The organism is Pantoea sp. R13S299 (assembly GCF_048515925.1).
In the GTDB taxonomy this organism is placed as follows: domain Bacteria; phylum Pseudomonadota; class Gammaproteobacteria; order Enterobacterales; family Enterobacteriaceae; genus Pantoea.
In genome coordinates this window covers 309,239-322,158 of the sequence record NZ_JBLYEF010000004.1, presented here as the reverse complement: position 1 = coordinate 322,158, position 12,920 = coordinate 309,239, and the positions used below count along the sequence as shown (strand labels likewise).

Annotated in this window: 13 protein-coding genes; 3 read left to right on the top strand and 10 right to left on the bottom strand. The window is 57.3% G+C overall.

Going from position 1 to position 12,920, the window contains the following annotated elements:
- Positions 1 to 25: 25 nt before the first annotated feature.
- Together ACN1CO_RS18545 and lysA are read right to left on the bottom strand one after the other, a co-directional pair.
- Positions 26 to 475, bottom strand: a complete 450-nt coding sequence (locus tag ACN1CO_RS18545; RefSeq protein WP_419140213.1) for a GNAT family N-acetyltransferase — start codon at positions 473 to 475, stop codon at positions 26 to 28.
- 3 nt (positions 476 to 478) lie between these two features.
- On the bottom strand, positions 479 to 1,735 hold the full coding sequence (lysA, locus tag ACN1CO_RS18540; protein ID WP_419140212.1) for a diaminopimelate decarboxylase: 1,257 nt from the start codon (positions 1,733 to 1,735) through the stop codon (positions 479 to 481).
- A gap of 102 nt (positions 1,736 to 1,837) precedes the next feature.
- Between lysA and ACN1CO_RS18535 the strand changes: the two genes are divergently transcribed.
- A complete protein-coding gene (locus ACN1CO_RS18535; protein WP_419140211.1) occupies positions 1,838 to 2,758 on the top strand; it encodes a LysR family transcriptional regulator in 921 nt (306 codons plus the stop codon).
- Here ACN1CO_RS18535 and ACN1CO_RS18530 read toward each other — a convergent pair.
- Complete coding sequence (locus ACN1CO_RS18530; protein ID WP_419140210.1) at positions 2,755 to 3,918, bottom strand: MFS transporter; 1,164 nt, start codon at positions 3,916 to 3,918, stop codon at positions 2,755 to 2,757. The genes ACN1CO_RS18535 and ACN1CO_RS18530 overlap by 4 nt on opposite strands.
- 362 nt (positions 3,919 to 4,280) lie before the next feature.
- Between ACN1CO_RS18530 and ACN1CO_RS18525 the strand changes: the two genes are divergently transcribed.
- Positions 4,281 to 4,907: a serine protease gene (locus tag ACN1CO_RS18525; protein WP_419140209.1), complete on the top strand. Its 627-nt coding sequence runs from the start codon at positions 4,281 to 4,283 to the stop codon at positions 4,905 to 4,907.
- Between the two features lie 304 nt (positions 4,908 to 5,211).
- Here the strand turns inward: ACN1CO_RS18525 and lysS are convergent, their stop codons facing one another.
- The 5 genes from lysS to xerD all read right to left on the bottom strand — a co-directional run bounded on the left by lysS (position 5,212) and on the right by xerD (position 11,420).
- Positions 5,212 to 6,732: a lysine--tRNA ligase gene (gene lysS / locus ACN1CO_RS18520; RefSeq protein ID WP_033733665.1), complete on the bottom strand. Its 1,521-nt coding sequence runs from the start codon at positions 6,730 to 6,732 to the stop codon at positions 5,212 to 5,214.
- Positions 6,733 to 6,734: 2 nt separating this feature from the next.
- Positions 6,735 to 7,833 (bottom strand): peptide chain release factor 2 gene (prfB, locus tag ACN1CO_RS18515; protein ID WP_100228839.1). Its coding sequence is split into 2 segments (ribosomal slippage): positions 6,735 to 7,757 and positions 7,759 to 7,833, totalling 1,098 coding nucleotides; the frame shifts between segments, so codons are not numbered across the junction.
- A gap of 218 nt (positions 7,834 to 8,051) precedes the next feature.
- Positions 8,052 to 9,788: a single-stranded-DNA-specific exonuclease RecJ gene (recJ, locus tag ACN1CO_RS18510; RefSeq protein ID WP_419140208.1), complete on the bottom strand. Its 1,737-nt coding sequence runs from the start codon at positions 9,786 to 9,788 to the stop codon at positions 8,052 to 8,054.
- A gap of 3 nt (positions 9,789 to 9,791) precedes the next feature.
- The gene (dsbC, locus tag ACN1CO_RS18505) at positions 9,792 to 10,505 is read right to left on the bottom strand and encodes a bifunctional protein-disulfide isomerase/oxidoreductase DsbC (RefSeq protein WP_419140207.1); all 714 of its coding nucleotides are present in this window, start codon (positions 10,503 to 10,505) and stop codon (positions 9,792 to 9,794) included.
- A gap of 21 nt (positions 10,506 to 10,526) precedes the next feature.
- Positions 10,527 to 11,420 (bottom strand): site-specific tyrosine recombinase XerD, encoded by an 894-nt coding sequence (xerD, locus tag ACN1CO_RS18500; RefSeq protein ID WP_419140206.1) that lies wholly within the window; start codon positions 11,418 to 11,420, stop codon positions 10,527 to 10,529.
- 102 nt (positions 11,421 to 11,522) lie between these two features.
- Between xerD and fldB the strand changes: the two genes are divergently transcribed.
- The gene (gene fldB / locus ACN1CO_RS18495; protein ID WP_419140205.1) at positions 11,523 to 12,041 is read left to right on the top strand and encodes a flavodoxin FldB; all 519 of its coding nucleotides are present in this window, start codon (positions 11,523 to 11,525) and stop codon (positions 12,039 to 12,041) included.
- Positions 12,042 to 12,065: 24 nt separating this feature from the next.
- Here fldB and ACN1CO_RS18490 read toward each other — a convergent pair whose 3' ends face one another.
- Together ACN1CO_RS18490 and sdhE are read right to left on the bottom strand one after the other, a co-directional pair.
- Positions 12,066 to 12,476: a protein YgfX gene (locus tag ACN1CO_RS18490; RefSeq protein ID WP_419140204.1), complete on the bottom strand. Its 411-nt coding sequence runs from the start codon at positions 12,474 to 12,476 to the stop codon at positions 12,066 to 12,068.
- Complete coding sequence (sdhE, locus tag ACN1CO_RS18485; protein ID WP_419140203.1) at positions 12,451 to 12,717, bottom strand: FAD assembly factor SdhE; 267 nt, start codon at positions 12,715 to 12,717, stop codon at positions 12,451 to 12,453. Before sdhE ends, ACN1CO_RS18490 begins: the two co-directional genes overlap by 26 nt.
- Positions 12,718 to 12,920 lie beyond the last annotated feature (203 nt).

The window sequence follows — 12,920 nt, the reverse complement described above, 5'->3', positions numbered from 1 at the left end:
CTGCCATTATGGCGGCTGGCCTCTCTTACAGTTCGCGATAATAGAGTTTTACCGGCTTATCGGGATACTCCAGCGCTTCCCCCTGCGGCAGCCAGCCAGACCGTTCGTAGTAACCTTCAAACGTTGACCATAACCACAACCGTGGATAGCCACGCGCCTGTGCATAAGCAATGACATGCTGCTGCAGCGCCTCACTGACGCCTTTGCCGCGCGCCGACTCATCAACATAGAGCGCCGCCAGCCACGGGAAAAGATCCTGACGGCTGATGAGGTCGCAGCGCCAGAATCCCACCGTGCCGACCGCCCTGCCTGTCTCAACGGCGACAAAGGTGACAGGGAAATCAGCACCATTCAGGCTGCTGTTCACCACACTGGCGAAAAAGTCGCGGCTACTGGCTTCACCAAATGCGCGCCACTGCCAGTCGATGACCTGATCGGCAAACTGTGGCGCATCGCTGAGCGAGACGATTTTCATGGGTTAATCGTTTTCCAGCGCCAGTAACGACTCAATCGTCTGCGCGCGACGGATTTCGCGCGGCTGGCCCTGCTCAAACAGCACTTCCGGGATCAGTGGACGGCTGTTGTAGTTAGAAGACATGGAGGCGCCATAAGCGCCGGTGTCGTGGAACACCAGATAATCGCCCACTTTCGCCGCCGGAATCGCGCGCGGTTCGACCATGCCGCCCTCGAGCTGGGTGAAGACATCACCCGATTCGCACAGCGGCCCGGCGACCACCGTGTCGAATGTCTGCTGTTCATCAATCGCCCGCCCATCGCCCGCCATCAGCGAGATATGGTGATAGCTGCCATACATTGAGGGGCGCATCAGGTCACTGAAACCGGCATCGACCAGCACGAAGTGACGGCTTCCCATCGACTTCACCGCCCGGACCTGCGACACCAGCACGCCCGCCTCGGCCACCAGGAAACGGCCGGGTTCGATCTCCAGTTTGACCGCATGACCCAGATGCTGAGCAATGCGCTGACGCGCTGCGTCCCACAGGCCGAAGTAGTGCTCAGTATCAATCGCCTCTTCGCCGTAGCGATAAGGAATCGAAAGGCCACCGCCCGCAGAGATCGCCGTCAGATCCTGACCCGACGCCATCACCAGTTCGACCATCGCATCACAGACCTGCTGCAGATGCGCATAATCGACGCCGGAACCAATATGCATGTGAATGCCCACCAGTTTCAGGCCGTGCAGCTCAATGGCCGCCAGCGCCTCGACTAAGTCACCGTGCCAGATACCGTGCTTGCTGTTTTCGCCGCCGGTATTGGTTTTCTGACTGTGGCCGTGACCAAAGCCAGGGTTGACCCGCAGCCACACCGCGTGTCCCGGTGACACTGCGCCGAGCTGATGCAGCATATCGATCGAACCCGCATTCACCGGCACCTTTAACGCCGTTACCCGCTCCAGCGTGGGCTGATCGAACAGATCCGCGGTAAAGACGATCTCGTCACCGCCAGGCTGATAACCGGCGGCCAGCGCACGTTCGATTTCACCCAGCGAGACCGAGTCCACCTTCACGCCTGCCGCGCGCATCAGGCGCAGGATATGCGTATTCGAGCAGGCTTTCTGCGCAAAGCGCACCACATCAAAAGCCTGCAGCTGAGCAATACGCGCCTGAATAATCTGCGCGTCGTAGGCCCAGAATGGGCCAGCATAACGTTGTGCCAGCGGCAGCAGGTTAGCGGCATTAAGTGCGGTTTCGGTACTCTGTAATGAACGTGGCATAGCAATTCTCCTGTGGCGATAACCGCATTAAGCCAGAATCGTGTCATAGCGAAAAATATCTGTTTTAATAGCATCTATGCAGAATGGATATAGGTAAACGGCATGGCGAACATTAACTGGCGGCATATTGAGATTTTTCATGCGGTGATGACCAGCGGCAATCTGACGCAGGCCGCCACGCTGCTGCACACGTCACAGCCTACCGTCAGCCGGGAGCTGGCGCGTCTGGAGCAGCAACTGGGATTAGCGCTGTTCGGACGGGTACGCGGTCGCCTGCAGCCGACAGTGCAGGGATTGCGTCTGTTCGAAGAGGTGCAGCGCTCCTGGTATGGCCTGGACCGCATCATGGAAGCGGCGGAAGGCCTGCGCCAGTTCCGTCAGGGCGAGCTGTCTATAGCATGCCTGCCGGTTTTTTCGCAGTCGCTGCTGCCGCCGCTGTGTCAGCCCTTTTTACAGCGCTACCCGGATGTGAGCCTGAATGTGATACCGCAGGAGTCGCCGCTGCTGGAGGAGTGGCTGTCAGCGCAGCGCTACGATATCGGCTTAACCGAAACCCAGCACGCCCCGGCCGGCACTGACCGCCTCGCCCTGCTGACCTGCGATGAAGTGTGCGTGTTGCCACAGAATCATCGCCTGAGTCAGCGTGAAGAGCTGACGCCGCACGATTTTGCGGGCGAAAAGTATGTGAGCCTGTCGCGCAGTGACAGCTATCGTCAGCTGCTGGATGCGCTGTTTCAGGAACAGGGAGTTGAACGGCGACTGGTGATGGAGACGCACAGCGCCGCTTCAGTGTGCGCGATGGTCAGGGCGGGGGTGGGAATTTCGATTGTGAATCCGCTGACGGCGCTGGATTACGCCGACAGCGGTGTGGTAATGCGGAGGTTCAGCGTGGCGGTACCGTTTACCGTCAGCCTGGTCAGGCCGCAGCACCGACCCGCGTCAGCGCTGGTCGATGCCTTTGTCAACCATCTGCAACAGCAGGTGGCTGACTTTCCGGCACGCATCGCCGCCCGCCTGGCTTAAGCGCGGACCCTGGCGGTCGCGCCGCCCGATTTACGGAAGGTGATCAGACAGACCAGCAGACCGATGGCGGCCAGCGCAGCCGCAGCAACCGGCACCGCCGTCAGGCCAAAACCGCGGCCAATCACCGCGCCACCCACCCAGGCACCCAGCGCATTGCCCACATTAAACGCCGAAATGTTCAGGGTTGAGACCAGGTTCGGTGCCTCTTTGCCGTGACGCACCACATTGATCTGCAGACCCGGTACCGTCGCAAAGGTCGCCATCGCCCACAGGAACAGGGTGATCTCCGCCAGCCACAGCGCATGGCTGGTCCAGCTGAAGAGCAGCGAGAAGATGGCAATCAGTGAGAAGCTGAGGATCAGGCTGAAGGAGACTTTCCAGTCGGCCAGTTTTCCGCCAAGGATGTTACCGACCGTCAGGCCCGCGCCAATCAGGAACAGCGTCCAGCTGACGCCGCGATCGCTGATGCCCGTCACCTCTAGCAGCAGCGGCGCAATATAGCTGAACAGCGCAAACATCGCCGCCGCGAAACATACCGTCATCAGCAGTGACAGCCACAGTTTCCCGTTGGCCAGTGCGCCAATTTCACTCGCCAGATGAACCGGTTTTTCCTCTTTATTGTTGGGCAGACTGACGATCAGGGCGATAAACGCCAGCACGCCGATGACTGCCACGCCCCAGAAGGTCGCCCGCCAGCCAAACATCTGTCCGAAGCTGGTTCCCAGCGGGACGCCCAGCACGTTGGCTAAAGTGAGTCCGGTAAACATCAGTGCGACAGCGGAAGCCTGACGACCAGCAGGCACCAGACTGGCGGCAACCACTGCACCAATACCAAAGAAGGCACCGTGACAGAGCGCGGTAACGATTCGGGCCAGCATCAGCAGGTTATAGTTGTAAGCCAGCGCACACAGCAGATTACCGACGATAAAGATCACCATCAGAAGAATCAGCGTTTTTTTGCGCGGTAGCCTGGCGGTGAGCAGCGCCATAATCGGCGCACCAATCGCCACTCCCAGCGCATAGCCGCTGATCAGCCAGCCCGCCGATGGAATCGACACCTGAAGGTCACGCGCCACCTCCGGCAGCAACCCCATAATGACAAACTCCGTGGTTCCGATGGCGAACGCACTCAACGCCAGCGCCATTAATGCTACAGGCATAACACTCTCCCGGTTTCATTTGCAGGTGAACCGCACAGACGCGCAGCCCCTCGACGCTCATTAAAATTTGATCTGCGTCACGTTGAGTATTACAGCACAGCGCTGATGCGCCACATAGCCTGTGTGCAGCAAAGGATTATTGCCTCTGCCGCAACAATCCTGCCGCTTTGCCTGGATAAATCTTTCTCTTTCTGCCTGCGAGCCATACCCGCAAGGCCCTGGCTACCCGGGGTCAGGTTGTCATTTCCCGTTAACCGGTTACGCTTTTTAATGCGTATTTAATTAATAAATCTTTAACGTTGCCGATATATCCCTAATGAATTGCCAGGTGATGTAATCAACTTCTGACGCAGGGAGAGAGAATGCAACGACTCATAGCCTTAATGGTTTTTGGCTTAACCGGCTGCTCGGTGGGTCATTATGAGTACAGTAAAGAGGCTGAAAAGCGGGTTGATATGACCGTGACCGGCATTCCTACCATACTGGGTTTGGGCACGCTTGGGACCACCATCCCGCTGACGCCAGAGTACAGCCTGACCGCCGCACACGTGGCGAAGTTCTCCCTTTACCGGGTCAAAGCCTGGCATCCGGAATGCGATCTGGCGGTGGTCTATCACAAAAACAGCGAAATGAATCTGCCACCCAGCTTCCGCAACAGTCATATCGGCGACCAGGTAAATCTCTACGGCTACAGTTTTATTTCGGCCATGCCGGTCAGCTCCAGCGGACAGAATTTGATTAATACCACGCTGGCGAACAGCTGGAATAAGCCGGACTGCGTCGTGGTAGCGGCGAATGCAGGTGTGGTGAAAGGGATGTCAGGCGGCGCGGTCTATAACGCCTCTGATGATACGCTGGCGGGTGTGATTATTGGCTACAGCAATAACATCAATGACAATGTCAGCGGTAAGACACTCTATAAGAACGTTGCGCTCTATGTGCCCTATTCGCGGTTTCAGACCTGGCTGGATCAGGCGATTAAATCCTGATATCGGCTAACGAACAGATGTAAAAAAGGCCGGAAATTCCGGCCCTTTTGCGTGCTGACAACGCCGAATCAGAGTGCATCTGACAGCAACTGATAAAGTAAGCGCCCAGGGAACACGGTCAGAAAAGGAAAGCGTCCCGCGCCAGGGATGGCGTGGGCCGAGCGGTCAGGGATGACGGCTTTTGCGTCTTTCCGATCTGACCGTGTTCCCTGAGCAGGCTCGATCTCATAGCGAACCGGGCCATACTCTGTCAGCAGACATAAAAAAGGCCGGGATACCCGGCCTTTTCTGAGAACAGTCAGATTTACTTGCTGCCTGGACGCAGTGCCGGGAACAGAATCACATCGCGGATAGTGTGGCTGTTGGTAAACAGCATCACCATACGGTCAATACCGATACCCAGACCGGCGGTTGGCGGCAGACCATGTTCCAGCGCGGTGACGTAGTCTTCGTCATAGAACATCGCTTCGTCGTCACCGGCATCTTTGGCATTCACCTGCTGCAGGAAACGCTCAGCCTGATCTTCTGCATCGTTCAGCTCGGAGAAGCCGTTTCCGATTTCACGACCACCAATGAAGAACTCAAAGCGATCGGTGATTTCCGGGTTCTCGTCGTTACGACGGGCCAGCGGAGAGACTTCAGCCGGATATTCGGTGATGAAGGTTGGCTGAATCAGATGCGCTTCTGCCGTCTCCTCGAAGATCTCGGTCACGACGCGGCCCAGACCCCAGCTCTTCTCCACTTTGATATGCAGGGATTGTGCAATCGCCACCGCTTTATCAAAGTCTTCCAGATCGGCCAGATCCGTTTCCGGACGGTATTTCTTGATCGCTTCACGCATGGTCAGTTTTTCAAACGGCTTGCCGAAATCAAACTCCTGCTCGCCGTAAGGCACGACCGTGCTGCCCAGCACATCCTGCGCCAGCGTACGGAACAGGCTTTCGGTCAGCTCGATCAGATCTTTGTAATCCGCATAGGCCATATAGAGTTCCATCATGGTGAACTCTGGGTTATGACGTGGCGAAATACCTTCGTTACGGAAGTTACGGTTGATCTCGAACACGCGGTCGAAGCCGCCCACCACCAGACGCTTCAGATAAAGCTCTGGCGCAATACGCAGATACATGTCGATATCCAGCGCATTGTGATGGGTGATGAACGGACGCGCAGAGGCGCCGCCCGGGATCACCTGCATCATCGGAGTTTCCACTTCCATAAAGTCGCGGCCTACCATGAACTGGCGAATGCCGGCCATAATCTGCGAACGAATTTTGAAGGTGTTGCGTGACTCTTCGTTGGCGATCAGATCAAGGTAACGCTGACGGTAACGGGTTTCCTGATCGGCCAGGCCGTGGAATTTATCCGGCAGCGGACGCAGTGCTTTGGTCAGCAGACGCAGTTCTGAACAGTGAATCGACAGTTCGCCGGTCTTGGTTCTGAACAGTTTGCCACGCGCACCCAGGATATCGCCGAGGTCCCATTTCTTGAACTGCTCGTTGTAGATGCCTTCAGCCAGATCGTCACGTGAGACGTAAAGCTGAATCCGGCCGCCCACATCCTGCAGGGTGACGAAAGAGGCTTTACCCATGATACGACGGGTCATCATGCGTCCGGCAACGCTGACTTCGATACCTAACTCTTCCAGCTCTTCGTTGCTCTTCTCGCCATAGCTTTCCAGCAGCTGGTTTGAAAGGCTATCACGACGGAAATCGTTGGGAAATGCCAGACCGTTGGCACGCAGCGCGCTCAGCTTTTCGCGGCGCGTTTTCAGTTCGTTATTTAACTCAACGGCGGCATCAGCGCTCTGCGGTTGTTGTTCAGACATGTCTATAACCCTGCTTTTAAACTAGCTTCAATGAATCGATCCAGATCGCCGTCCAGCACCGCCTGGGTGTTACGCGTCTCTACGCCGGTGCGCAGATCTTTGATGCGTGCATCATCGAGAACGTAAGAACGGATCTGACTGCCCCAGCCAATGTCGGACTTGTTGTCCTCCAGCGCCTGTTTCTCAGCATTTTTCTTTTGCATCTCAAGCTCGTACAGCTTCGCTTTCATCTGCTTCATCGCCTGATCTTTGTTCTTGTGCTGAGAACGGTCATTCTGACACTGGGTGACGGTACCGGTTGGAATATGGGTAATACGCACCGCAGATTCTGTCCGGTTAACGTGCTGACCGCCCGCACCCGACGCACGATAAACGTCAATGCGCAGATCGGCTGGGTTGATGTCGATATCAATATCGTCATCCACTTCCGGGTAGATAAAGGCAGAGCTGAATGAGGTGTGACGACGGCCGCCGGAGTCAAACGGGCTCTTACGCACCAGGCGATGCACGCCGGTTTCGGTGCGCAACCAGCCAAAGGCATAGTCGCCTGATACGCGAATGGTTACAGACTTGATGCCCGCAACTTCACCTTCAGACTCTTCGATAATTTCGGTTTTGAAGCCTTTCGCTTCGGCCCAACGCAGATACATACGCATCAGCATGCTGGCCCAGTCCTGTGCTTCGGTGCCGCCGGAACCCGCCTGCAGATCGATATAGCAGTCAGCACTGTCATACTCGCCAGAGAACATGCGGCGGAATTCCAGTTCGCCCAGCTTGCCCTCAAGGACATCCAGCTCGGCAACCGCTTCGTTGAAAGTCTCTTCGTCTTCCGCTTCAACTGCCAGTTCAAGCAGACCCTGCACATCTTCCAGGCCCTGCGACATCTGATCCAGCGTCTGCACGATGGCTTCCAGTGAGGAGCGCTCTTTGCCCAGCGCCTGAGCACGCTCAGGTTCGTTCCAGACATCGGGCTGTTCCAGCTCGGCGTTTACTTCTTCGAGGCGTTCTTTCTTGGCATCGTAGTCAAAGATACCCCCGAAGAACGTCGCTGCGCTCACTGAGGTCCTGAATACGGTTTTTGACCGGGTTGATTTCAAACATGGCTTTAGCGTCTTTCTTATGTTCGATGGGACAGGAAATTTAACGCACAAGTTTACCCGAAACTGGCGGCAGATTGTAGCGCTGAGACAGGGAGCTGTTGCCGGGGTTGCGTGAGGGGTCGCATTTACGTGGCATCCTCGCGCGCGGCAGGTTAACGCCGGGGATAATCAGGCGGACGCGCCTCTGCCGTGGCCGGAGACGCGCGCGCCCTGTTTCACTCAGTTCAGCGGCCAGATATGATCAATGATCAGCTGCACTGAGCGGTTACCGCGATACTCATTGATATCCAGCTTGTAGGCCAGTTCGACCTGACGAATGCTGCTGTCGGGCCACAGCGTGGTATCGACATTAAAGGCAATACCGTCGATCAGCGGCCCACCGTCCAGCGGCTCCACCATCACTTTCAGATGCCGCTCGCCCACCAGCCGCTGTTGCAGCAGCTTAAATTTGCCGTCAAACGCGGGTTCCGGGAACGCCTGGCCCCAGGGACCGGCTTCACGCAGCATCTCAGCGGTCTGCAGGGAAAACTCCTGCGGCTGTAACGCGCCATCTGACCAGATGATGCCCTGCAGCGATTCGCCATCCAGCCACTCACCGACCAGGTCGGCAAAGCGCTGACGAAACTCCTCGTAGCGCGCGGTCTCCAGCGATAAACCGGCCGCCATAGCGTGACCGCCAAACTTCATCATCAGACCCGGATTCAGCGTATCCAGACGCTCCAGCGCATCGCGAAGATGCAGACCGGCAATCGAACGGCCCGAGCCTTTCAGCGTGCCGTCGCCCGCCGGGGCGAAGGCAATCACCGGACGATGGAAGCGCTCTTTCAGGCGAGAGGCGAGAATGCCCACCACGCCCTGATGCCATTCGGGATGATAAAAGGCCAGTCCCAGCGGCAGATCGCTCTGCTCACGCTCCAGCGCCTGACACAGCGCCAGCGCTTCGCTCTGCATGCCCTGCTCTATCTCTTTGCGCGTCTGGTTCAGCGCATCCAGTTCGCTGGCTAACATCCGCGCCTGGCTAAGATCGTCAGTCATTAACATCGCCACACCCACCGACATATCGTCGAGGCGGCCTGCGGCGTTGAGCCGTGGCCCCAGCGCAAAACCGAGATCGCTGGCCGCCAGCTGACGGGCATCGCGATTAGCAATTTCCAGCAGCGCCCGGATGCCGGGCCGGCATTTTCCGGCCCGGATACGGCTAAGTCCCTGCCACACCAGAATGCGGTTATTGACGTCGAGCGGCACCACATCAGCAACCGTGCCAAGCGCCACCAGATCCAGCATCTCCGCCAGATTCGGTTCCGTGCGGGTGGTGCCAAACCATCCCTGGGTGCGCAGATGGGCGCGCAGCGCCAGCATCAGATAAAACGCCACGCCAACACCCGCCAGCGCGCGTGAGGGGAAGTTGCAGTCCGGCAGATTGGGATTCACGATCGCCTCAGCGGCCGGTAAGGTCTCGCCCGGCAGATGGTGGTCGGTAATCAGCACCGGAATCCCGTGCTGGTGGGCAAAATCAACGCCAGCGTGGGAGGAGATGCCGTTATCGACGGTCAGAATCATCGCGGCACCGCGCGCCCGCGCCTGCTCAACCACTTCCGGGCTGAGGCCATAACCATCTTCAAAGCGGTTAGGCACCAGATACTGCACGTTGCCGCCGCCCATGCTGCGCAGCGCCATCACCGTCAGAGCGGTACTGGTCGCGCCATCGGCATCAAAGTCGCCCACCACCATAATACGACGCCCATCCAGCAGCGCCTGATGCAGCAGTTCCACTGCACTCTCAATCCCGCTTAAGGACTGATACGGCAGCAGATTTTTCGCACCGCGCTCCAGCTCTGCGGCGTCACGCACGCCGCGTTGCAGATAGAGCCGTTTCAGCAACGGCGGCAGCGAGGCCGGTAACGCATCGTCAACCGTCACCTCACGGCGACGCAGTTCCACTTCCTGTTTTACCACCGATTAACCACCACGCTTCTGATTGTCCAGCACCTGCTTCAGTTCCTGCGGCGACTGATAACCGGGGATCATCATGCCGGTGTCAGTCAGCATCGCAGGGGTGCCCTGAATGCCGAACAGCACGCCGAGTTTGTAGTGCTGAGAAATATCGATTTTGCAGCTGTCGGGTGCGGCCATCTTCGGCGCATTGCCTTTCATCGCCTCATCAAACGCTTTATTGCGGTCAGCGCTGCACCAGATCGCCTTCATCGCCGGTTCGATCTGACCATTCAGCCCTTCACGCGGGAACGCCAGGTAGCGCACGGTGATGCCCAGCGCATTGTAGTCGGCCATCTGCTCATGCAGCTTGTGACAGTAGCCACAGGTGATGTCGGTGAAGACCGTGATCACGTGCTGCTCTTTCGGCGCTTTATAGACGATCATCTCCGGCACCAGCGCCTCGACTTTTTTGTCCAGCAGCTGGTTGGTAACGTTGACCGGCTGTTTGCCGCTGACGTCATAGAGCGGACCCTGGATCATATGTTTACCGTCATCGGTCACATAGAGCACGCCGCTTTCCGACAGCACGGTTTTAACGCCCGGCAGCGGTGACGGGCTGATCTCCGTCTGGTTCAGACCAAGCTTTTTAAGTGATTGCTGAATGGCGCTGTCATCGGCCTGTGCGAGACCGGAAAATGCGCTGGCTAACAGGGCCAGCATGGCAAAATGCTTGTTCATTTTTATCCTTATGGCCGCGAATCACGCTCGCGGATGGTGTTGTTGATGCAACTGACGCAGGCGCTCAGTGGCGACGTGCGTATAAATTTGGGTGGTGGAGAGATCGCTGTGTCCCAGCAGCATCTGTACGACACGCAGATCCGCGCCGTGGTTCAGCAGATGGGTCGCAAAGGCATGGCGCATGACATGCGGCGATAACTTTTCGCTGTCGATGCCCGCCAGCGTGGCGTAGTGCTTAATGCGATGCCAGAAAGTCTGGCGCGTCATCTGCTGCGCCCGGTTGCTGGGAAACATCACGTCCAGCGTCTGCCCGTTGAGCAGCCACGGACGACCATGTTCCATATATTGCTCCAGCCAGTAAACCGCTTCTTCACCTAAAGGCACAAGCCGCTCTTTATCCCCTTTACCGATAACCCGGACAACGCCCTGGCGCAGGCTGATGTCGCTGAGGGTCAGCCCAATCAGTTCGGAGACGCGCAGGCCGGTGGCATAAAGCAGCTCCAGCATCGCCTTGTCGCGCAGCTCCAGCGGGATATCGATATTCGGTGCCTGCAACAGCCGCTCGACCTGCGCTTCACTGAGATCTTTCGGCAAACGCTGCGGCAGTTTTGGCGCAGACAGCAGCGCGCTGGGATCGTCCGTGCGCAGCTTTTCGCGATAAAGATACTGGAACAGGCGACGCATCGCGCTGAGCAGCCGCGCTGAGCTGGTCGCCTTGTAGCCGCCCTCCAGCCGTTCAGCCAGGAACTGCTGCAGATCCAGCGGCGTCACGCTGAGCAGCGTCAGCTGGTGATGCGCCAGCCAGCCGGTCAGCGTCTGAAGATCCTGACGATAAGAGGAGAGAGTGTTCTGCGCCAGATTGCGTTCAATCCAGAGCGCATCAAGAAACTGTTCTGTCAGATCGCTGTCCTGCACGTTGTCTCCGCCGTCTGGTGTAAAATCATGCTCATTATGCCTGATTCAGCAGCGCTTCTGGTACAATTGCGCCAAAGTCAGTATTTACAGAGTGTTATCTGCATGAAAATCGGTCTTTTTTACGGTTCCAGTACCTGTTACACCGAAATCGTAGCGGAGAAAATTCGCGATTTTATTGGCGAAGAGTTAGTGACGCTGCATAACGTCAAAGATGACGACCCACGCCTGATGGAGCAGTACGACTTGCTGATCATGGGCATCCCGACCTGGGATTTCGGTGAGTTGCAGGAGGACTGGGAGGCGATCTGGACGCAGTTGCCCGCGCTGAATCTGCAAAACAAGCTTGTCGCGCTGTATGGCATGGGCGATCAGATTGGCTATGGCGAGTGGTTTTTAGATGCGCTCGGCATGCTGCACGATTTGCTGCAGCCGATGGGCGTGCGTTTTGTCGGCTACTGGCCGCTTGAGGGCTATGAGTTTACCAGTCCTAAACCGCTGAGTGCCGATGGTTCGCAGTTTGTGGGTCTGGCGCTGGATGATGTAAATCAGTTCGAGATTACCGACGAGCGCGTTGAGCAGTGGTGCGAACAGGTGCTGACCGAAACCGCTGCGCTGCTCTGACCGGCCTTGCCTGCCCCACTGACGTTAATGCCGCGCCTTGCTGAAACAGCAGGCGCGTAACGCACGCCATTCGCCAGGCTGCATATTGTCCCGCATCAGCCACCAGCGCAGCGTGGCACCCTTTTCACTCCGGGCCACCAGCAGCACGCCAATCGGTAACCAGCGCAGCGGCTGGGTCGGTCGCCAGCGTTTTCCCTGCCAGATCCAGCAATGACCCCCTTCCCGCTGTAACCCGCCGTGCCTCTGACGCAATCGCCGATAGCTGCGCCAGCTTTCAGCCAGCAACAGCAGAATAATCGGCGCTTTAATCAGCCAGCCGCCCACCGGCAGCGTCATCATTACTACGCCCGTTACTGCAGCCACCAGCCAGGCGCACAGTATGGCGCACGCCAGGCGAGAGGGGCGCAGTTTACATTGCCACCGGGCCGCGATCATGGTTACGCTGCTGGATTAGATTCACCATCCGCTTAAGCTCCGGATCCTGTGGCTCACCGTGATTCATCAGCCAGTTGAACAGATCGGGATCGTCACTCTTCAGCAGATCAACAAAGACCTGCTTATCGGTGTCGTTCAGCGTGTCATACTCAAATTTGAAGAACGGCATAATCGCCACATCCAGCTCCAGCATGCCGCGACGGCAGGCCCACTGAATACGTGATTTATCATTAATATCCATGCATCAATTTCCACAATTCACAACGTGGCCGCTAGTGTAACCTGGTTTAATGCGGCTCGCAGGCGCAGCATCGCAGGCTGTGCAACCTGCCACATTTCAGATCGCACTTTTGCAGGGTTATCACGCCTTTTGTGCGCCGTTTTCCGTAAACAGGTTGCATTGCCAGTCGGCTCTTTTAACATTGAAGACAATGTTCCGGATGA